This window comes from Bacillus salipaludis (assembly GCF_030938565.1).
In the GTDB taxonomy this organism is placed as follows: Bacteria; Bacillota; Bacilli; order Bacillales; family Cytobacillaceae; genus Neobacillus; species Neobacillus salipaludis_A.
Genome location: NZ_JAVGVR010000001.1, coordinates 5,264,297 through 5,285,496, shown reverse-complemented (window position 1 = coordinate 5,285,496; position 21,200 = coordinate 5,264,297). Strand labels below are relative to the sequence as shown.

Here is a 21,200-nt window from a genome sequence, read left to right as displayed (position 1 = left end):
TTACTAGGTTCATAGAACCAAAAAGGAGATGAAGGCATGTTTCAAAAGTTAAGAAATAAGCTTAAAGAACAACAAGGTATGACATTAATTGAATTACTAGCTGTTATCGTTATCTTAGGGATAATTGCAGCAATCGCAGTACCTTCTATTTTAGGTCTAATAGACAATACTAAAAAGGATGCGCATGTAGCAAACGCTCAACAAATGATAAATTCAGCAAAAATGGCAATTTCTTCAGATGTGAATTTACAAACCGGTACAAAATATTTACCATTAGGATATTTAGAAGGACAGAATTTTATTGAACATATTGATGATCCAGATAGTACTAAAACCTATGCGCTTGGAACTAGTCAAATTGAAAGTACTATTACTGAAACAGATGCGATATCGTATGTAAAAATCGTTAGCGGTCAAGTAACAACTGTAAAACTTGTTGATCAAACACGAGGAGTTCAAACTAGCGGTGGATTAGGAGTAGCACCAAGTGCTTTAAAACGCGGAGTTGTTATTAATAATCCATAAGGTAATACATGATGGAAATTTATAATAATATTGTTGTTTCCTTTATATTCTTTTATGGATTGATTTTAGGATCTTTTTTCAATGTTGTTGGCCTTAGAGTCCCATTGAAGAAATCAATTATTGTTCCACGATCAGCTTGCCCAAACTGTGGGCACCAATTAAAAGCTTACGAACTAATACCAGTACTTTCATTTTTAATTCAAGGAGGAAAATGCCGCGGCTGTAAGTCGCGGATTTCTCCTATCTATCCGACTTTTGAATTATTAACTGGAATTCTATTTGCAGCTGCACCATACTTGGTTGGATGGTCTTGGGAATTATTGATTGCCTTAACACTTATTTCACTGTTCATGATAATCATTGTTTCAGATATTCACTATATGATCATCCCTGATAAAATTTTACTTTGGTTTGCAGGGATTTTTTTATTGGAAAGAATCTTTGTTCCATTAACTCCCTGGTGGGATAGCCTCATAGGCATGGCTACAGGTTTTCTCCTCCTCCTAATTATTGCTCTCGTTAGCAAGGGCGGTATGGGATTTGGAGATGTGAAACTTTACGCATTGCTTGGTTTTGTATTAGGGATTAAACTAGTACTATTGTCCTTCTTTTTATCAACATTATATGGTGCAGTGATTGGCGGTCTTGCGTTAATCTTTAAAATCGTAAAAAGGCGCCAACCAATCCCGTTTGGCCCCTTTATTGCAGCTGGAACTTTGTCGGCTTATTTTTGGGGAACCGATTTAATCAACATGTATTTTCAATTTCTTAATCAAGGATTTTAAATAAGGGGTTTTCAAAATGGCTTTTTCCCTTTTCACACCGAAAAATCGAATTATTAATCTGGTAATGAATGACCATTCAGTTCGCCTTGTTGAATTAAAGCAAGCGAGTCCGCCTACTGTGCAGAGATGGAATGAACGCTTCTTGCCACCTGGTCTCATTAGTGATGGGAAGATTGCTGATGTCGATTCCTTGTCTGGCATTCTTGAAGAATGTATTGATGAATGGAAAATTCAGCGTCGATCCATCCGCTTTATAGTGCCAGATCAGTTGGTGATTATCCGGAAGGTCTCTATTCCAGCAGAAATTCAGGATGATGAATTAAAGGGATATCTATATCTAGAGCTTGGTTCAAGTATTCACCTGCCATTTGAAGAACCGGTTTTTGATTATTACTTATTAGATGACAATGGTAAGACAAAGGAATTATTGCTATTTGCTGCACCTGAACAGCATGTTACTGAATATGCTGACTTATTTTCACAACTTAAGCTAAACCCGATTGCAGCAGATATTTCACCGCTTGCCTTATATCGGTTATACCATACGCTTGAAATGAACAGACCAAACGAAGTTCTTTTTACCATTCAGTTTGATTTGACAAGTGTAAATTTGTGTATTTTTGAAGAAACGGTCCCGCTTGTGATGCGTCAATTTCCATTACCTTTTAATTTGGAACAATGGGAAATTAAACGAAATGTACTAGGTACAATGGATTATAAATTTATTGGTGAATCAGAAGAACTAGCGATACAAATTGAGGATATCTTTAGAGAAATCAATATGCTTCATGATTTTTACCGTTATTCTCTAAGTAATGATAAGCAAGATGTCACCAAGTTTTTGTTAAATGGGGACCATCCAATGCTTACAGCAATTTATGATGAAATGGTCGAAAGATTTGAAATGCCGATCGACCGAATTTCACTTGAAAATGATCCAAAAGGAAAAACCGAAAGCGTACCCGAAAATCTTTTGTTAACTTTAGGGCTTGCTTTAAAAGAGGTGAAATAATGCTAGTAGAAATTAACCTGCTTCCTAAGAAAGAACCGAAAAAGATTAACTTAATCATTGCTCTTGGCAGTGGACCAGCATTATTTTTGCTTATTGGCGGTTTCTATCTTTGGCAAATCAATTCAACAAAGAGCGATGTTGCAGATGTTGACAGACAAATTTCGATGACACAGAAAATTGCTGAACAACAACAGCAAAAAACGGATTCAGCTGAATCTACCAATTCCGTTAGCCAATTGAAAGGTGCAATCGAGTGGGCGAACAACTATCCAATCCATACGATTCCTGTCATGAAACATCTGAATTCACTATTACCAGAACGAGGCTTTATTCAATCCTTTAGTTATACGGAAGCAGGAACGGTTACGCTTACTGTTCAATTTGATAGTGCTAGAGAAGCTGCCTATTTCTTGGACAGCCTTAATGAATCCAAATGGATTGAGGAAGCCAATTTGAATTCATTATCAACTACTGAAACTAATACAGCAGATACCACAGCTGTTTCAAATAATCAGACAAACACAACAAGCACAAGTGCAAGTACAAATATTCAAAACACAGCAACTACCAGCACGAATAATCAAACAAATACAACAAGTAATCCGTCAAATGACACCGATCAGAGTAATAATTCAGGTACGACGAATAATAATTCGTCACAACCAACAAAAAATTCAAATGATTCGAATAGTAAGGCTACAAATCAAACAGGTAATACAACAAGTTCATCATCTCCAAATAGTTCAAGTAGTACTTTAAATTCAACGAATAATAAAAAAGTCAAAAAGTATTTACCTCGCTATACAGGACAATTTGAAATCAAATTAAATAAAGATAATATCAAAGAAATTCTTAATAAGGGTAAAAAGGATCAGGAAGGGGTGACTGGTTCATGAAACTATCATTCCTAAAAAAACGTAAATTTATTGTTCTTATCGGCATATTTTTACTTATTTTACTTATCGTTATTGCCCAATTCAATTTATTATCACCATTAAAATCGGATTTAACAATGAAACAGCAGCAATTGCAATCAGAGCAGAAGCTGTTAGATATCGCTAGCCAAAAGACAGAAGAAGCGTCAGCGAATGTTGCAGATGATACACGGGAGTTACAGAAAAAGATTCCTGTAAAGCCACTTCAAGACCAGTTCATCTTGGATTTGGAAAAAGCTGAAACTGTTTCTAATAGTGAAATAAAATCCTACGGTTTTTCAAAGGATGCAGATGTTAGCACAAGAACAGATCAAGCAAACTCTGGAAATCCTACAGGCAACACTAGCTCAACTCAAAGTACATCAGCAAATGCAAGTACTAGTGGAACGGACCAAGCAGCTGCCAATCAAAATACATCAACTCAGCAGGCTGCTCCAGCAGTACCAAGCGGGATGAAAAAGCTAACAGTCTCATTGAGTGTGGAATCACCTAGCTACGAAGACTTTGAAAAATTTATTCAAACATTAGAGTCATTAAAACGAATCGTTGTCGTTGAAACGATTAACTATTCTGGCGGCCAGGAGATTACTTCTCTTACTCAAGAAGACCCGCCATTAACTTACTCTCTTACGGTTTCAACCTATTACATGCCAGGCCTAGCTGACCTAGCATCACAAGTACCAAAACTTGATGCACCGGCACCTGCGCACAAGGACAATCCATTAAGTACATTTGCAGATACTACCGAAAAGGCTAATTAAAAACTGAAAAATTTGACGAAAGTCTACGATAACAAGACGACAAAAGTCTTGTTATTTTTTTTTGTCAATATGATAGGATGGAACAAATTAGCAGTTTGGTAGAGAGAGGTGTACAAATAGTGGACAAGCCCAATAAAAATGGCCGGACCATCACAATTAAATTAAATGGTGAACCACATACGTTTCAGGAAGAGATAAAAGAAGAGGAGAAAATAGAAACAAGGCAGCTGCAGCCTGAAGTAATAGATGTAGAATCTAATCAGGAAGAAACGGAGGTTATCTTGGAAACAGCTGCTGCTCAAGAGTCGATGGATGAAAGTTTCGATTGGATTATCCCTGAAACCGCAGAGCATGAAATTGAGGAATACAAAATTGTTAATCACCAAAAAAACAAGAAAAGTACATTACCTAAGATTGCATCCTTTACTACCAACACCAAAAATAAAGATGGAAAGGGATTCCAGTCCATTCTTATTTCAGCCGTATTCGCCATCATCCTTGGCACCGGGTTTGGTTTTCTTATGCTTAAGCTTGTCCTTACTGAACATAGCAATAAGCCAGCAACTGAGCAAGTCCTAACAGAAGAGCAAGGTGGCCAAAAAGCCGAAACACCTGCAGCAACAGGTGCAACAGCTTCAGTAAAGCCTATCACCACCTTTGTTATTCAGGGCGGTGTTTTTTCTTCAAAGGATGGGGCCCAAGCAACTGCCGATCAGTTAGCGGCAAAAGGAGTACCTGCACAGTCAGTTGAAATTGACGGCAAACAGTATTTATTTTTAGGAGTGGCAAGTACGATTGATGATGCTAAAAAGCTTGGGAGTAATTATAAAGATGCTGGAATAACGGATGTATGGGCTAAATCGCTCTCAGTTGATCAAAAGGATATCAATGGAGTAAATGCCACTGATAAAACGTTCCTTGAAACAGCAGATGCCGTCTACCAGGACCTTTCCGAAGTAACAACAATTGCTTTGCTGACTGAAAGTATTCCCGAGGATTCTTTCAAAACTGTTTCATCCTTAATCGCAAAAACAGATAGTACGGCACTGAAAAATACAAAGGTAAAAAGCCTGCAAAATTTTCTGGCAACAGCTGCCGAAAAAGTAGCGAACTATCAAAAAAACAAAGATCAAAATAATCTAGTAGAAGCGCAACAAAATCTATTAAATTTTCTTTCCTTATATTATTCGCTGTAATCAAATTTCGACATCGATAACACAAATCGCTATTTTCCGGGAAATGAATCTGCAAAAAAGCCTGTTCAAAAATGGACAGGCTTTTCATCATGAACATAAATTTAATTGTATAATTTGACAATTTTCTTCAAATTTTAACGATATATAAATTGTTTGCTCAGGCATAATCTGATACGATTGATTTGTATCTCCCTATGATGAAAAAAGCAAAAAGGTAAGGTGATGAAATGCAGAACCTCATTTTAGCCTCTTCTTCTCCACGGCGAAAAGAACTTCTAGAAAACCTCCGCCTATCTTTCGCAATTTCAAGTAGCGATGTTGATGAAAGCTTTGAACCACATCTTTCACCAGAGGAAGTCGTAAAGGAGCTTGCCAGCCGCAAAGCCCGGGTAGTTTTTAAAGAGAACCCCGAAGCCTTTGTGATTGGGGCTGATACCATCGTGGTTGCGAATGGCCAAATCTTAGGAAAGCCAGCGAATGAAGCAGAAGCTATCAGTATGTTAAGGAAACTTTCAGGAACAAAGCATGAAGTATACACAGGTGTTGCCATCATTTCTTCAGAAAGCTCAACCCAATTTTATGAAAAAACGGAAGTTTGGTTTTGGGAGTTAACGGATGAGGAAATTAACTTTTATGCGCAAAGTGGGGAACCGCTTGATAAAGCAGGTGCATATGGCATCCAAGGACTAGGGAGCATGCTTGTCAAAAAAATAAATGGAGATTATTTTGCGGTTGTCGGTCTGCCGGTTGCACGAACGGTTCGGGAATTAAAACGGCTAGGCTATCCATTGCCGTATTAAGTGTTCATTAACTCCCAATTAACAGGGAGGAAAAAAAGTGTCCACTAATTCATTAATGATTCGGGATTTCCCACAGGATGAACGTCCAAGAGAACGGTTTATTCAACATGGTCCGCAAAGCTTGTCCAATCATGAGCTCATTGCCATTTTACTAAGGACTGGTACAAAGGATGAATCCGTCCTTCAATTATCTAATCGCCTCTTAACCCATTTTGAGGGGTTACGTTTGCTGAAATCGGCCACGCTGGAAGAAATTACCGAAATAAAAGGAATCGGTTCAGCAAAGGCGATTCAAATTCTTGCTGCTGTTGAAATTGGCAGAAGGATTGCCAATCTAAATTACAATGATCGCTATGTTATTCGCTCCCCGGAGGACGGGGCTAATTTTGTTATGAATGACATGCGCTTTTTGTCACAGGAGCACTTTGTCTGCCTGTATTTAAATACGAAAAATCAGGTGCTTCATAAACAAACCATTTTTATTGGCAGTTTGAATGCATCGATTGTACATCCTAGGGAAGTATTCCGTGAGGCATTAAAACGTTCGGCTGCTTCTATTATCGCTTTGCATAACCACCCCTCTGGAGATCCGTCTCCGAGCCGTGAGGATATTGAGGTGACGAAGCGTTTAGTTGAGTGTGGAAAAATGATTGGAATCGAGGTCCTTGATCATCTGATCATTGGTGAAAACAAATTTGTCTCACTCAAGGAAAAAGGTTATTTATAACAATAGGTTTTTATTTGACTCTAGGCTATAATATTAGTTATGATTTTTTAGGACTGTTTTGGAATTTTACGTTTTTTTTACAAACAATAAAGTTCGATTAAATGGTAAAGACATTACCTTTAAGATTAATTGCATTTTCGTATCAGAAAGGGAGATACAACGTATGTTTGGAATTGGTTCAAGAGACCTAGGAATTGATTTAGGTACAGCAAATACACTTGTATTTGTAAAAGGAAAAGGAATTGTTTTACGTGAGCCATCAGTAGTGGCTTTACAAACCGATACAAAATCGATTATCGCTGTCGGAAATGACGCAAAAAATATGATTGGCCGTACACCAGGAAATGTTGTTGCCCTAAGGCCAATGAAGGACGGCGTCATCGCCGATTTTGAAACGACTGCCAAAATGATGAAGCATTATATTAGTCAAGCACAGAAGAACAAGGGTGTTTTTGCAGGTAAGCCATATGTCATGGTTTGTGTACCATCGGGAATTACTGCGGTTGAAGAAAGAGCAGTAATTGATGCAACACGTCAAGCTGGTGCGAAAGATGCCTATACGATTGAAGAGCCGTTTGCAGCTGCGATTGGGGCAAATCTCCCGGTCTGGGAACCAACAGGAAGCATGGTAGTGGATATTGGCGGCGGAACGACTGAAGTTGCCATCATTTCTTTAGGTGGTATCGTAACAAGCCAATCCATCCGCATTGCCGGGAATGATATGGACGAATCGATTATTTCGTTTATTCGTAAGAATTACAATCTAATGATTGGGGATCGTACTGCTGAAACAATTAAAATGGAAATTGGTTCTGCAGGTGATTTGGATGGAATTGAAAATATGGAAATCCGCGGCCGTGACTTATTAACTGGACTTCCAAAAACCATTGAAATTACAGCTAAAGAAATTGCGGTTGCCTTAAAAGACACCGTATATGCCATCGTTGACGCGGTGAAAAATACGCTTGAAAAAACTCCGCCGGAACTTGCGGCAGATATTATGGATCGCGGCATTGTGTTAACAGGCGGTGGAGCCCTTCTCAGAAACTTGGACAAGGTGATTAGTGAAGAAACTAAAATGCCGGTTCTTATCGCTGAAAACCCGCTTGACTGTGTGGCTATCGGAACAGGTAAAGCATTAGATCAAATTCACATATTTAAAAATAAAGCGAAAGACTCACGCTAGAAAAATAGAGGTGTATAAATCATGCCACAGTTCTTTTTGAATAAACGACTGATTGTTTTGCTTCTCAGCATTATTATTCTCGTGGCATTGATTGGGTTTTCTATGAGGGAGAGGAGTAAACTTACCTGGCCGGAGCAGTTTGTTAAAGACTCGGTCGGCTGGGTTCAATCCCTGGTTTCAAAGCCTGCGTATGTTGTTGCAGGCTTTTTTGAAAATCTCAAGGATTTAGAAAATACATATCAAGAAAATAAGGAATTAAAATCACGTGTCGAACAGATTGTCAGTCTTGAATCCCAGGTTCAAGATTTGAAAAAAGACAACGCAGATTTACGAAACGTTCTTGGTGAGAAAAAGACTCTGAGAGATTTTAAACCGCTGCCAGCTACCGTTATTGGCAGAAACCCTGATCGCTGGCATGAAATGATTATCATCGACAAAGGTAAAATTAATGGAATCAAGCAAAATATGGCGGTTGTTACCGCAAATGGACTTATTGGAAAAGTAAAAAATGTCAATCAATTTAGTTCGACTGTTCAATTATTAAGTGCAATGGATCCGAAAAACCGGATATCAGCTGTCGTTCAAGGGCAAAAAAATTCGTTTGGATTTGTTGAAGGCTTCGACAGCGAGAAGAAATTACTTCAAGTAAAAACCATCCCATCAGGAGCGATAATTAAGAAAGGACAAACCGTTGTCACCTCAGGTCTTGGCGGTGTGTTCCCAAAAGATTTGCCAATTGGGAAGGTAGTGGAAGTGAAACCGGACCAATATGGTCTGAATCAAACAGCATTAGTAAAACCTGGCGCGGATTTTTATGACATTCAAAATGTTTTGGTTATCACGAGAACGATGACTTCGCCTGATGTAGGACTGGTTGATAGTAAGGGGTTGGGATTGTGAAAAAATTCCTTCTTCCTCTTTTATTTTTGTTTTTATTTTTATTAGAAAGTCTTTTTGTGCAATTAGTTCCTGCAGATATTTTTGGACCCCGTAAAATGTGGGTTCCGCATTTTTTATTTTCTGCCGTTCTTTTTCTGACTATTTATGGCGGCAGAAAGTACGGCATTATTTACGGTGCTGTTTTTGGGCTGCTATTTGATATTGTTTATACGGAAATCCTTGGAATTAACCTTTTTCTTTATCCGTTTGTAGCCTATATCGTTGCAAAAATTATGCATGTATTGCAAAACAATATTATTGTTGCATTTATCGTTTCTCTTTTCGGAATTGGGCTATTAGAGATTGGTGTGTACGAAATGGATTCCTTAATTCATGTGACACAGCTTAGTTTTATGAGCTTTGTCGAAATGCGTATTTACCCAACTCTACTTTTTAATGCAATCTTTTTACTTCTGGCCGGCTATCCCTTCAAAAAATATTTTGAAAAATATTCTCAAGTATTACGGGACGAATAATGAATTAAAAAAGAGGAGAATAGACTGGGCGTGTCGAATTTATATAGTGCGTGTACTCTGACTCATTTAAATGCATGATTTTCATGCATTTTTTGGCTGGTAAGAAAGTATAAACTTATTCTAAGTTGATACTTTCTTCCTGCGCATAAGTGCAACTACGCCTCTGTCTTCGCCCTTACGGGCTCGCCAGTCGGCGAGTTTTCTTTAAATCCTTTGGGGATTGTGTTTGATCGACGGCGCAGCCCTTTTCTTTAAACTTGAGGTGAAAATTCTCCATGAAAAAACGACAAAATGTAACGATAAAGGGAACAAAGGAAGGCTTGGTCCTTCAACTAGATGACTGCTGTTCCTATGAGGAACTTAAAAAAGAACTGGATGAAAAGCTTTCTACTAACCTAAGAACCGAGGAAGACAGTCATTTCCTTGCGGTAAAGGTGAATGTAGGAAACCGATTTTTAAGTGATGATCAAAGGGAAGAACTTAAAAACCTAATTCGGCAGAAAAAGAATTTGGTTGTTGATGATATTGAATCAAATGTAATTACGAAAGAGGAAGCGAAACGGTTAAAGGCTGTAGATGAAGTCGTAACGGTTTCAAGAATCATTCGTTCAGGCCAAGTATTAGAGGTTCCAGGGGATTTATTGTTGATTGGTGACGTAAACCCTGGAGGAACGGTTATGGCCGGTGGCAATATTTTTATTATGGGAACATTAAAAGGAATTGCCCATGCAGGCTGTACAGGAAACGACGAAGCGATTATTGCCGCATCCAATATGAGGCCAACACAGTTAAGGATTAGCGATTGCTTAAATCGAGCACCCGACATTGTTCAAGATAAAGAAAAACATGAAATGGAATGTGCCTACATAGATGAGGACCGAAAAATCAGCGTAGATAGATTACAAGCTTTAATACATTTAAGACCTAATTTAACAAGATTAGAAGGGGGACAATAAAGTGGGAGAAGCTATAGTAATTACATCTGGTAAGGGTGGCGTCGGCAAAACAACGACTTCTGCTAATATTGGGACATCTCTGGCCCTTCAAGGAAAAAAGGTTTGCTTAGTCGATACAGATATTGGTCTTCGGAACTTGGATGTTGTGATGGGACTTGAGAATCGTATTATCTATGACCTTGTTGATGTCATTGAGAAAAGATGTAAAATTCATCAAGCATTGGTCAAGGACAAACGCTTTGATGATTTATTGTATTTGTTGCCTGCCGCTCAGACTGTTGATAAATCTGCGGTGAAACCGGAGCAAATGAAAGAGTTAATTACCCAACTAAAACAAGACTATGATTATATTATCATCGATTGCCCGGCTGGTATTGAGCAGGGCTTTCAGAATGCTGTTGCCGGGGCTGATAAAGCGATTGTGATTACTACCCCAGAGGCTTCTGCTATTCGTGATGCGGACCGGGTGATCGGTCTTCTCGAAAAAGAACAACATATGGAGCCGCCGAAATTAGTAATTAACCGGATTCGCAACCAAATGATGAAAAACGGCGATATGCTGGATGTCGATGAAATCACTCAGCATTTGTCGATTGAGCTTTTTGGGATTGTGGCGGATGATGAGGAAGTCATTCGCGCAAGCAATCACGGGGAGCCGATTGCAATGGATCCAAACAGTAAAGCATCGCTTGCTTATCGGAATATTGCCAGAAGAATTCTTGGCGAATCCATTCCTCTCCAGTCCTTAGAAGAACCGAATAAAGGTATGTTCACAAGGCTTAAAAAGTTTTTCGGTGTAAGATAATTTATAGATTTGTAAGTCTGTTCACAGGGCGTGGACAGGCTTTTTTTGATGTTGGTATTTTCTTTCCACTTTTATTAATATATTTTCCAGTTTAGGTAAAATACTTTCCATTTCAAAACCCACATATCAAGATAACAAACCAAGGATTTTTTTGAAGAGTCATACTCCTTAAATCTCTTTCATAAACTTGTACAAAAAGTGGGAAAAGGGTTGATGGATATGGCGCGGTCGACACCGGATGAAATACGCAAAAGAATCAATAAACGGAAAAAAGAAATAGGCATGCAAGAAAAAAATCCAGACCGCCAGCTGGCTTGGCCTGGGGAAGAAGAAAAGTACGGGTTCAATCATGTATCTTCCTATGGAAGTGGACCAGATGACGAAGGGCACCCGCTGTTTCGCATGGAAGTTTTTATTTTTAAAATACTGGCTTCAGTGTGTCTTTTTTTAGTAGTTGCGATTTTGTTTCGAAATCATACCGCAACATTTGACCAAGCCAGGAATGTAGTCCGAACCACAATGGACAAGGAGTTTAAATTTGCAGTAGTATCCCAGTGGTATGAAGAAAAGTTTGGTAAGCCACTTGCTTTGCTGCCTTTTAATGAACCGAAAAAAGAAAAGCAAACAGAAACAGATACAGCAGAAAAGCCTGCCTTGCCTGCAACCGGTAAAGTTCTAGAAAACTTTGAGAAAAACGGGCAGGGGATTATGATTGAAACGGCAAACGGAGCCTCGGTCAGAGCGATGAATGGGGGAACTGTTACATTTTCAGGTGTAAAGGATGGCATCGGAAAGACAGTCATTATCCAGCACTCCGATGGAACAGAAACCTGGTATGGGAACTTAGCTGACATTCAAGTCAAACTTTATGATTATGTGGAAAAAAGAAAAGTGGTCGGAACGGTATCATCGAGTGAAGAGAAATCAAAGGGTACGTACTATTTTGCCATTAAAAAAGGGGATGATTTTATCGACCCGGTCCAGGTGATCCGCTTTGAGTAGAGTGAGAGATTTACTTCAACAGGTTTATATTCATCCGCTGTTATGGATTATTGTCGCACTTTCGATTGCAACCGCACATTTTCGAGAGGTTTGTCTATTGTTAGGAATTATTTTTATACATGAAATGGGGCATGCGGCTGCAGCTTCATTTTTTTCATGGAGAATTAAAAAAATAACCCTCCTGCCGTTTGGCGGGGTTGCTGAAATGGATGAACACGGCAATCGTCCGTTAAAGGAAGAGGCAATAGTTGTCCTTGCCGGCCCTTTGCAGCATGTCTGGATGGTCGGTCTTGGCTTTTTGCTCTACACCAATTCCTTGGTGTCTGCAGATTTATTTTATTTATTTTTCCAATACAATTTAATGATACTCATTTTTAATCTTTTTCCGGTGTGGCCGCTTGATGGCGGTAAGTTAGTCTTTTTATTCATGTCACTCAAAAAATCGTTTCCATTCGCGCACCGGGTCACATTGCAGATTTCCTTTATCAGTCTCACCATTTTCTCGTTGCTGATACTTTTTACCGCTCCGTATCATCTCAATGTCTGGGTGGTCATCGCGTTTCTGTATTTCTCGCTTTACCACGAGTGGAAGCAGCGTCGCTTTATTTTCATGCGCTTTCTGCTTGAACGCTATTACGGCAAGAAAAGTGATTTACACTTATTAAAACCGATTCAAGCGAACGAACATGATTTGTTAATTCATGTCCTCGAAAAATTTCAACGCGGCTGCAAGCATCCGATTATTGTTGAGGGGAACGGCATGGAAAAAGGAATGTTAGATGAAAATGAGCTGTTGCACGCTTATTTCACAGAAAAACGCTTAACCGACAAAGTTAGTGATTTGCTGTTTATGTTTTGAGAATCGGGTTTGGGGCAATCTGCTAGTAAAAGGTGGTTTAGCGCCAGTGAGATTGGCTATCCGACAATAGGCGTAGTCTACCCGACAATAGGAACAGATTATCCGACAATAGGAACAGATTATCCGACAATGCGTAGTCTATCCGACAATAGGAACACAGTCTATCCGACAATTGAAGCACGCTATCCGACAGTTGGCTCTCCTCTCCAAAAAGGGTATAATAAATGCATCAAAAATAAAGTGGGGCCGCCCGATTGGATCAATTAATCATCAATTATCAGTCAAGAGAAAAAAGATTTGCCTTCATGCGAAATCATAAGGTGGAAAAAATGGTTTTTGACCGGCCAGAGCAGCGTTCTTTGGTCGGTAATATTTATTATGGGACCGTTTCAAAGGTACTCCCCGGAATGAATGCCGTATTTGTCGACATTGGCGAAGAAAAACACGCCTATTTGCACCGGGACCTGCTGCCTTCCTATGTTTTATCATTAGATAAAATAAATGAAAAAAAGGGCATCTCAACATTTGTTCATCAAGGTGAAAAGCTGCTCGTACAGGTGAACAAAGATGCGACAGGAACAAAAGGGATGCGGGTAACAGGGATTATTGAAATCCAGGGAAATCAGCTCATCTACATGCCGCAAGGCCGCTATGTGGCGGTATCGAAAAAAATTGCCGATGATAACGAGAAAGCCAGCCTCCGCCGGATTGGCCATCAGCTCAAAACAGCCGACGAGGGAATTATTTTTCGCACCTCAAGTTTATTTGCAACAGAAGAAGAAATACATCAAGAACTTGAACAACTAAGAGTTCAACATCATGAATTAATGAAGCAGGCTGAAACCTTTAAAAAGCCCGGGTTGATTTTTCAAAAAGATACATTCGTTGAAATGCTAATCGAAGTGATGGCAAATATGGATAACGGCGAAGTCCTCGTAGATGATCTTTCATTAAAAAGAATATTAGAGGAACACAATCAAAACGCCACGGTAAGCTATTACGGCGGGAAGGAAAATATTTTCGCGGTGAACCGGGTTGAGCATGAAATCGACAAAGCGCTCAAACGGGTCGTTTGGCTCGAAAATGGTTCCTATCTTATTTTCGATGAAACGGAAGCATTATCGATTATTGATGTGAATACTGGCAAGTTCTCTGGAAAAAGCGACTATCAGGAAACTGTATTAAAAACAAACCTCTTGGCAGCAAAGGAAATTTGCCGGCAGCTGCGCCTTCGTGATATTGGCGGCATAGTCCTGATTGATTTTATTGATATGCATCGCGAGCAGGACAAGCAGTCAGTATTGGCAGTTTTTGAACAGAATAAAGATGAGAATCGTATTAAGTTGATTGGCTATACACCACTGGGCATTTTGCAGCTGACACGAAAGAAAACAAAGGTTTCCTTGTCAGAAGCGTTAACGGTTAAATGTTCCGTTTGTGAGGGAACGGGCAGAATTTTAAGTCAGGAAACGGTGGCTTTCCGGCTTGAAAGGGAATTAGTCGAGCACCGGAATGGAGATTTTGAAGCGGTGCTGGTGGAAACAACGAAAGAGGTAAAAGAAGCAATGGCACATCACCTTGAATTCTTAGAGGAATCTCTTAAATTTAAAGTTTATTTTTCCGTGAAGCCAAATCCAAGCCATTATTATCTATTAAAACAATTTGGTGAAGAAAGTGAGATGGCCCAAAAAGCTGGCGATTTCTATTGACACTTTCGTTTAAAATATGTTAGTATCTTAATGTTATGTTTGTAGCACCCGTGCTACAACCGCACAGAACAGGTAGTAAGTTTTATGCTTAAAGCATAGACGCCTGTGTATGGCGAGTCTGAGTTTATAAGGAGGTGCAGTTCATGTACGCAATTATCGAAACTGGCGGTAAGCAATTGAAAGTTGAAGAAGGCCAAGCAATCTACATTGAAAAATTAGATGCAGAAGCTGGTGAAACAGTTACTTTTGACAAGGTCCTTTTCGTTGGCGGTGAAGATGTAAAAGTAGGAAGCCCTGTTGTTGCAGGTGCTACAGTTACAGCTAAAGTTGAAAAACAAGGCCGTGCGAAGAAAATCATTGTTTTCAAGTACAAAGCGAAGAAAAACAACCGTAAGAAGCAAGGTCATCGTCAACCTTACACTAAAGTAGTCATCGAAAAAATCAACGCGTAAGGTGTTGAAATATAGATGATTGGAATTACGATTGATCGTAATCATTCCGGTGAAATTCAATCCTTCGAAATAAGCGGACATGCTTTTTTTGCCGACCGAGGCAAGGATATCGTCTGTGCAGGCGCATCTGCCGTTTCAGTTGGAGCTATCAATGCTGTTCATGCCATTACTGGTGTGACACCAATGATTGAACAGGGAGATGGTTTTCTCCGCTGTGTCATTCCTGATCATTTATCAGCTGACATACATGAGAAAATCCAGATTCTTCTCGAAGGTATGGTCGTTTCATTACGAACGATTGAAGAAGAGTACGGAACGCACATAAAAATTACCTTCAAAAAGCAGGAGGTGGAATAAATGTTATTAAAATTAGATCTTCAGTTGTTTGCATCTAAAAAGGGAGTAGGTTCTACAAAGAACGGACGTGACTCTATCGCAAAGCGCCTTGGTGCTAAGCGTGCAGACGGTCAATTCGTAACTGGTGGTTCAATCCTTTACCGTCAACGCGGTACAAAGATTTACCCAGGTGAAAACGTAGGCCGCGGCGGAGACGACACTCTTTTTGCAAAAATCGACGGCGTTGTAAAATTCGAACGTTTAGGTCGTGACCGTAAGAAAGTGAGCGTTTATCCAGTAGCTCAAGAAGCTTAAGCTTTTAATAAAACTCTAACCGGTTGGTTAGAGTTTTATTTTTGCAGATGTGAGAAAAAATTGCCAATTGGAATGATGGGAAATCATCCGAAACTCCATAAGTACTTCTTCATAAAAGCCGCTTTTTTTCCTCATTTGGACATAATTCGCAAAAAAACGCTTACTCATGGTTGCTTTTTTGATATACTATCAGAAAACGGTTATCGGACAATTAATGTGGGAGTGCAGGGAATGAAGGATCTAGATATTGTTGAAGTGCTTCGGCATTCGCGGCACGATTGGTTAAATCGGCTGCAATTGATAAAAGGAAATTTAGATTTAAATAAAATTGATCGGGCTAAAGAAATCATCGATGAGATTGTCATTGACACGCAGCAGGAATCAAAGCTCTCCAATTTACAGATGCCGATGTTTGCTTCATTGCTTTTAAAATCCAATTGGGATCAACCACATTTTCAGCTTGAATTTGAGGTTCTATCCGATGGGGATTTTATAAAAATAGATGATGCATTATTAACAAATTGGACAAAGTCCTTATTTTTACATTTAAATCAAGCAATTGAAGTATTTGGTGAAAACCATTTATCGATTACCATTGACCCGCAAATTGATGGTGCTCGTTTCTTTTTCGATTTTAGCGGGATAATAATAAAAAGTGAACTGATTGAACAATTCCTTTCTGAATCTCAAGGACCTGAACTGGTTCATGAAGTAAAGGAATTTTCTGAAAACGAACTCGCATTAGAAGTTTTTATGCCTTTTTTAAAAAGAGGATAGGGCTTCGCGATTCTCGTTGGTAGATCAGTTTGTTAAATGCAGACGGGAGGTCTACAACAAAATGTTTGTCGATCAAGTGAAAGTATATGTTAAGGGTGGAGATGGCGGCAATGGTATGGTCGCATTCCGCCGTGAAAAATATGTTCCAAATGGTGGTCCTGCAGGCGGGGACGGCGGAAAGGGTGCAAACGTCGTATTTGTCGTTGAAGAAGGTTTGCGCACACTAATGGATTTCCGCTATCAGCGTCATTTTAAGGCACCGCGCGGGGAGCATGGCATGTCAAAAAGCATGCATGGAAGAAATGCAAAAGATATGGTTATTAAGGTACCACCGGGAACGGTTGTAACTGATGCAGAAACAAAGGAAGTCATTGCTGACCTTGTTGAACATGGCCAACGTGCTGTTATTGCTAAAGGCGGCCGTGGCGGCAGGGGAAATAACCGCTTTGCCACACCGGCCAATCCGGCTCCGGAAATTGCTGAAAATGGTGAGCCGGGTCAGGAGCGCGATGTAATCCTTGAATTAAAATTGCTCGCTGATGTTGGGCTTGTAGGATTCCCAAGTGTCGGGAAATCCACTTTATTATCGGTTGTTTCAGCGGCTAGGCCGAAAATTGCCGAATATCATTTTACGACGATTGTTCCTAACCTTGGCATGGTGGAAACGGAAGATAACCGAAGTTTCGTCATGGCTGATTTACCTGGATTGATTGAGGGGGCCCATGAAGGTGTAGGCCTTGGCCATCAATTTTTACGGCATATCGAAAGGACCCGTGTCATTGTCCATGTCATTGATATGGCAGCGACAGAGGGCAGAGATCCGTACGAGGATTATTTGACCATTAATAAGGAATTAAAAGAATATAATCTAAGGCTGACCGAGCGTCCGCAAATTATTGTTGCGAATAAGATCGACATGCCGGATGCGGAAGAAAATCTGCAAAAATTTAAAGAGCGCTTGGAAGACGATTATCCAATTTTTCCGATTTCCGCTTTAACAAGAAAAGGGCTGCGCGATTTATTATTTGCGATTGCTGATAAATTGGAGGAGACACCGGAGTTCCCTCTTGAGCATGAAGAGGAACAAACAGGTGTACATCGTGTTCTATATAAACATGAGAAGGACCCTGACCACTTTAAAATTACGAGAGAGCCAGATGGTTCATTTGTAGTTTCTGGCGAAAAGGTGGAAAGGCTGTTTAAGATGACAGACTTTTCTCGTGAAGAATCTGTCCGCCGTTTCTCGCGGCAGCTTCGTGGTCTTGGGGTGGATGATGCCTTAAGGCAAAGAGGAGCAAAAGATGGGGATATCGTAAAATTGCTGGAGTTTGAATTTGAATTTATAGAGTAGCCTTCCTTGGTGGTTGGAGGTATAGAGATGAAAAGGAATAGAGTAGAGAAAAAATTCTATTTAGTACGTGAGGATGTTCTTCCGGAGGCAATGAAAAAAACGATTGATGCGAAGGAATTGCTTGAACGGGGTAAGGTGGAATCCGTCCAGGAAGCTGTCCAGCAAACCGATTTAAGCCGAAGCGCGTTTTATAAATATAGGGATACTGTTTTTCCTTTTTCGTCGATTAAAAAAGAAAAATTGGTCTCGCTCTTTTTTCATTTAGAAGATCGTTCCGGTACCCTTTCAAAATTGCTAAGTGTTGTTGCTTCGTCAGGCTGTAACTTGTTAACGATTCACCAAACCATCCCGCTCCAGGGCCGCGCGAATGTGACGCTTTCCATGAATACGGGGAACATGACCATGGAAATTGATGAGTTATTAACAGAATTAAAAAAGCTCGAATTTGTAGAGAATGTGGAAGTGCTGGGAACAGGTGCATAAGGAGGAGTTGTTTGTTCCTTATGAAAGCTGCTCCTAGCTTTCTTTTATTAGACATGACAACAAGGGAGTGGAGAAAAAGTGAAGGTAGGTTTCTTAGGGCCAAAGGCAACGTTCACCGAAATTGCGGTGATGAGTGTTTTTTCAGAAGATGAGCTTGAACCGTTCCGGACGATTCCGGAATGCATGGATGCGGTTGCCGATGACAGAGTAGAGTTAGCGGTTGTTCCAATTGAAAATGCCCTTGAGGGTTCTGTAAATATTACTTTGGATTATTTAACCAGGGTAGTGGATATCCCGATTGTCGGGGAAATTACCATTCCGATTAAACAGCATTTTATGGTGCATCCTTCGAATCAGGAGCATTGGCAGGATGTAAAGCATATTTACAGCCATTCTCATGCCATTGCCCAGTGTCATAAGTTTTTACATACGCAGTTTAAGGGTGTTCCATTTGAAAGTGTAACATCGACGGCTGCGGCGGCCAAAATGGTAATGGACCATCCGGAATGGCAGGCAGCAGCGATTGCCAATGAGTTAGCTGCGAAGGAATATGGACTGCAGATTGTTCAAAGAAATATCCATGATTTTAACTTTAATCAAACGAGCTTTTTTATTCTTTCGAATAAAGATATGGATTTACCGTTAATGGAAGCAGCGAATGCTACCTACAAAACGACGATTATGGTGACTCTTCCTGCAGACCATGCCGGAGCGCTCCATCAGGTGCTATCTGCTTTTGCCTGGAGGAAATTAAACCTTTCGAAAATTGAATCGAGACCGATGAAGACCGGAATCGGCAATTACTTTTTCATTATTGATATCGAAATGAAGCTTGATGAGGTGTTGATTCCCGGAGCAATGGCGGAGTTAGAGGCACTTGGCTGCGGTGTAAAGATTTTAGGAAGCTATCCTTCGTTGATGGTGGAGTTGGATTAGGTAGCTTGTGAATTTTCAGAGTTTTAAAAAAGGATCCGGGAACATGTTTCCGGGTCCTTTTAAGATTCCATTAAAAAGCCTTCACGTTTTAAGGCTGCTTCTGCTTCGTCAAGTGTCTTTTCACTTGGAGCTGAAATGGTATGAAGATGGATGCCGTCGGTTAATTCCGACAATAATGCTGCTTTGGTCGATTTCAGGTTTTCGATAAATTGTTTGACTTCCTTGCGGTTTGAAACCATTACGGATGCCGTTAAATCCCCGTATATCGCATGTTCGATTTTAACATCCTTGACCAATACACCCAGGTCCACCAACAGGTTGAGCTCCTTTTCAGTATCTTCCGGTTTATGAAAAGAGGGAATTGTTCTTTCAAATGCAGGGTTTCCGGCATTTTGATGTAAATATAGGTAGCCTTGGCTTGTGGCGATAATTGGTTCATTTTTTGCCTTGAGAAGGGTAATATCTCCAACGATGACCTGCCTGCTGACGTTTGTCCGGTTAGCTAAATCACTGCCAGTCAGTGGCTCAGTACTTTCTTTAAGCAGTTGAAGGATCAGGGTTCGCCGTTCCTCCCCTAAGATTTTCTTTTGTTCCATACAAGACCTCCTAGAAATTTCAAAGGGTTTACTATTTTGGGTTGTTAGTCCTTATACCCTGAAGTAGTAAGCCCATCAACCTAATAATTATCGTTTTTAGCATAACATAATTTACTCTTTTTAAATAACTACAGTGCCTTTATATTCCTTAACAATCCCAACGAGCGCTTCCCCAAGCTTCAAAACATCCTCTATGCTTGTTGACCGTCCAAATGATATCCGAATAAATTCCTTCGCTTGCCCGTCGCTAACTTCCAAAGCCTTCATCACCTTCGATGGGGACTGCATCCCCACTTGGCAGGCACTTCCGGTAGAAATCGCAAATCCGAGACGATTACATTCTAACATCACCCATTGCCCCTCAATCCCTGCAATTCGAAGACCAATAATTGAAGGCAGCTGAGCACCCTCCGCCTCAAAAAACTGAACCCATTGCTGAATCGGATTAAGTGCTTCTAGTAATGCCGTCCGGAGCCCCACATAATGATGATAAGTTTCCGAAATAGAAGGAAATATTAATTGAGCAGCTGCCGTCATGGATGCAACTCCAGGTACGTTAACCGTCCCAGGTCTTAACCCTTTCTCATGTGAGCCCCCTGGGAAAAAGGGTTGCCAAGAAATGCTGGGATCAATATAAACGCCCCCAACTCCTTTTGGACCATAAATTTTATGCCCGGAAAAAGAAAAGCTGCTGACTTGCGGTGCCAACGTACTAATATTGATTTTTCCAAATGACTGAACAAAATCACTGTGAAAATGAATATTCTTTTCCTTGCAAATGTGTGCAATTTTTTCAATTGGCTGGATGGTACCAATTTCCGAATTTACATGCTGAATCGTGATTAACACTGTATCTGGCCTGATTGCATCTACGAGTTTCTCGAGATCAATCAATCCAGATGACTGAAAGGGAAGGAAGGTTATTTCATACCCTAATGCCTTGAGACGATTTAAAGCACCATGAATCGATGAATGTTCTGCCACACCTGAAATAATATGTTTTCCTTGTTTTTTAGGAGCGGACAATAAAGCTTCGATTGCTAAAAAATTGCTTTCCGACCCGCCGCTTGTAAAAAATAACCCGTGTTTATCGACATTTACTAGATTGGCCAACTCTTCCCGGCAGTTTTCAAGCAGTGCTGAGGAGTTGCCGCCGATGTCATGGAGGCTGCTGGAATTCCCAAAAAACTCTGTAGCTGCTTGAACGTAAACCTCGGCTGCTTCCGGATCGATAGGCGTTGTCGCTGCATAATCAAAATAAATCATTCTCGGATTCTCCTA

25 protein-coding genes and 1 other annotated feature are annotated in these 21,200 nt (G+C 40.1%); of the genes, 23 read left to right on the top strand and 2 right to left on the bottom strand.

What is annotated here, in order from left to right:
- The first annotated feature begins 36 nt into the window (after positions 1-36).
- The 23 genes from RCG21_RS26365 to pheA all read left to right on the top strand — a co-directional run bounded on the left by RCG21_RS26365 (position 37) and on the right by pheA (position 19,323).
- Positions 37-525: a type II secretion system protein gene (locus RCG21_RS26365; protein ID WP_308913909.1), complete on the top strand. Its 489-nt coding sequence runs from the start codon at positions 37-39 to the stop codon at positions 523-525.
- An 8-nt stretch (positions 526-533) separates the two neighbouring features.
- A complete protein-coding gene (locus tag RCG21_RS26360; protein WP_372512727.1) occupies positions 534-1,310 on the top strand; it encodes a prepilin peptidase in 777 nt (258 codons plus the stop codon).
- A 16-nt stretch (positions 1,311-1,326) separates the two neighbouring features.
- Positions 1,327-2,322 carry a type IV pilus biogenesis protein PilM gene (gene pilM, locus RCG21_RS26355; RefSeq protein WP_308913908.1) on the top strand — a complete coding sequence of 332 codons (996 nt, stop codon included), beginning with the start codon at positions 1,327-1,329 and terminating at the stop codon, positions 2,320-2,322.
- Entirely contained in the window at positions 2,322-3,218 is an 897-nt protein-coding gene (locus RCG21_RS26350; protein WP_308913907.1) for a PilN domain-containing protein, read from the top strand. Before pilM ends, RCG21_RS26350 begins: the two co-directional genes overlap by 1 nt.
- On the top strand, positions 3,215-4,018 hold the full coding sequence (locus RCG21_RS26345) for a hypothetical protein (RefSeq protein ID WP_308913906.1): 804 nt from the start codon (positions 3,215-3,217) through the stop codon (positions 4,016-4,018). The genes RCG21_RS26350 and RCG21_RS26345 overlap by 4 nt, the downstream gene beginning before the upstream one ends.
- A gap of 119 nt (positions 4,019-4,137) precedes the next feature.
- Entirely contained in the window at positions 4,138-5,214 is a 1,077-nt protein-coding gene (locus RCG21_RS26340) for an SPOR domain-containing protein (RefSeq protein WP_308913905.1), read from the top strand.
- A 227-nt stretch (positions 5,215-5,441) separates the two neighbouring features.
- Positions 5,442-6,014, top strand: coding sequence for a Maf family protein (locus RCG21_RS26335; protein ID WP_308913904.1), 573 nt, complete (start codon positions 5,442-5,444; stop codon positions 6,012-6,014).
- 55 nt (positions 6,015-6,069) lie between these two features.
- Complete coding sequence (gene radC, locus RCG21_RS26330; protein WP_197031363.1) at positions 6,070-6,741, top strand: RadC family protein; 672 nt, start codon at positions 6,070-6,072, stop codon at positions 6,739-6,741.
- 163 nt (positions 6,742-6,904) lie between these two features.
- Positions 6,905-7,927 carry a rod shape-determining protein gene (locus RCG21_RS26325; RefSeq protein WP_133334419.1) on the top strand — a complete coding sequence of 341 codons (1,023 nt, stop codon included), beginning with the start codon at positions 6,905-6,907 and terminating at the stop codon, positions 7,925-7,927.
- A gap of 21 nt (positions 7,928-7,948) precedes the next feature.
- Positions 7,949-8,827 carry a rod shape-determining protein MreC gene (gene mreC, locus RCG21_RS26320; RefSeq protein ID WP_308913903.1) on the top strand — a complete coding sequence of 293 codons (879 nt, stop codon included), beginning with the start codon at positions 7,949-7,951 and terminating at the stop codon, positions 8,825-8,827.
- Entirely contained in the window at positions 8,824-9,342 is a 519-nt protein-coding gene (mreD, locus tag RCG21_RS26315) for a rod shape-determining protein MreD (RefSeq protein WP_133334421.1), read from the top strand. Before mreC ends, mreD begins: the two co-directional genes overlap by 4 nt.
- 275 nt (positions 9,343-9,617) lie before the next feature.
- Complete coding sequence (gene minC / locus RCG21_RS26310; RefSeq protein ID WP_133334422.1) at positions 9,618-10,298, top strand: septum site-determining protein MinC; 681 nt, start codon at positions 9,618-9,620, stop codon at positions 10,296-10,298.
- A gap of 1 nt (position 10,299) precedes the next feature.
- Entirely contained in the window at positions 10,300-11,103 is an 804-nt protein-coding gene (gene minD / locus RCG21_RS26305) for a septum site-determining protein MinD (RefSeq protein ID WP_026572307.1), read from the top strand.
- Positions 11,104-11,322: 219 nt separating this feature from the next.
- The gene (locus tag RCG21_RS26300) at positions 11,323-12,105 is read left to right on the top strand and encodes a peptidoglycan DD-metalloendopeptidase family protein (RefSeq protein WP_308914300.1); all 783 of its coding nucleotides are present in this window, start codon (positions 11,323-11,325) and stop codon (positions 12,103-12,105) included.
- On the top strand, positions 12,098-12,964 hold the full coding sequence (locus RCG21_RS26295) for a M50 family metallopeptidase (protein WP_308913902.1): 867 nt from the start codon (positions 12,098-12,100) through the stop codon (positions 12,962-12,964). Before RCG21_RS26300 ends, RCG21_RS26295 begins: the two co-directional genes overlap by 8 nt.
- A gap of 254 nt (positions 12,965-13,218) precedes the next feature.
- On the top strand, positions 13,219-14,673 hold the full coding sequence (locus RCG21_RS26290; protein WP_308913901.1) for an Rne/Rng family ribonuclease: 1,455 nt from the start codon (positions 13,219-13,221) through the stop codon (positions 14,671-14,673).
- 47 nt (positions 14,674-14,720) lie between these two features.
- Positions 14,721-14,803, top strand: a sequence feature (ribosomal protein L21 leader region).
- Positions 14,804-14,816: 13 nt separating this feature from the next.
- Complete coding sequence (gene rplU / locus RCG21_RS26285) at positions 14,817-15,125, top strand: 50S ribosomal protein L21 (protein WP_026572311.1); 309 nt, start codon at positions 14,817-14,819, stop codon at positions 15,123-15,125.
- Between the two features lie 15 nt (positions 15,126-15,140).
- Positions 15,141-15,482 (top strand): ribosomal-processing cysteine protease Prp, encoded by a 342-nt coding sequence (locus RCG21_RS26280; protein ID WP_026572312.1) that lies wholly within the window; start codon positions 15,141-15,143, stop codon positions 15,480-15,482.
- Positions 15,483-15,776 (top strand): 50S ribosomal protein L27, encoded by a 294-nt coding sequence (gene rpmA, locus RCG21_RS26275; RefSeq protein WP_026572313.1) that lies wholly within the window; start codon positions 15,483-15,485, stop codon positions 15,774-15,776.
- 231 nt (positions 15,777-16,007) lie between these two features.
- Positions 16,008-16,553: a Spo0B C-terminal domain-containing protein gene (locus RCG21_RS26270; protein WP_133334426.1), complete on the top strand. Its 546-nt coding sequence runs from the start codon at positions 16,008-16,010 to the stop codon at positions 16,551-16,553.
- Positions 16,554-16,614: 61 nt separating this feature from the next.
- A complete protein-coding gene (obgE, locus tag RCG21_RS26265; RefSeq protein WP_133334427.1) occupies positions 16,615-17,904 on the top strand; it encodes a GTPase ObgE in 1,290 nt (429 codons plus the stop codon).
- Between the two features lie 27 nt (positions 17,905-17,931).
- Positions 17,932-18,387: a transcriptional regulator ThrR gene (gene thrR, locus RCG21_RS26260; RefSeq protein ID WP_133334428.1), complete on the top strand. Its 456-nt coding sequence runs from the start codon at positions 17,932-17,934 to the stop codon at positions 18,385-18,387.
- A gap of 78 nt (positions 18,388-18,465) precedes the next feature.
- The gene (gene pheA / locus RCG21_RS26255) at positions 18,466-19,323 is read left to right on the top strand and encodes a prephenate dehydratase (RefSeq protein ID WP_308913900.1); all 858 of its coding nucleotides are present in this window, start codon (positions 18,466-18,468) and stop codon (positions 19,321-19,323) included.
- A gap of 59 nt (positions 19,324-19,382) precedes the next feature.
- On the opposite strand, the gene RCG21_RS26250 is transcribed toward pheA, so the two are convergent.
- Positions 19,383-19,919, bottom strand: coding sequence for a transcription repressor NadR (locus tag RCG21_RS26250; RefSeq protein WP_308913899.1), 537 nt, complete (start codon positions 19,917-19,919; stop codon positions 19,383-19,385).
- Positions 19,920-20,039: 120 nt separating this feature from the next.
- Positions 20,040-21,185: an IscS subfamily cysteine desulfurase gene (locus RCG21_RS26245; protein ID WP_308913898.1), complete on the bottom strand. Its 1,146-nt coding sequence runs from the start codon at positions 21,183-21,185 to the stop codon at positions 20,040-20,042.
- Positions 21,186-21,200: the final 15 nt, after the last annotated feature.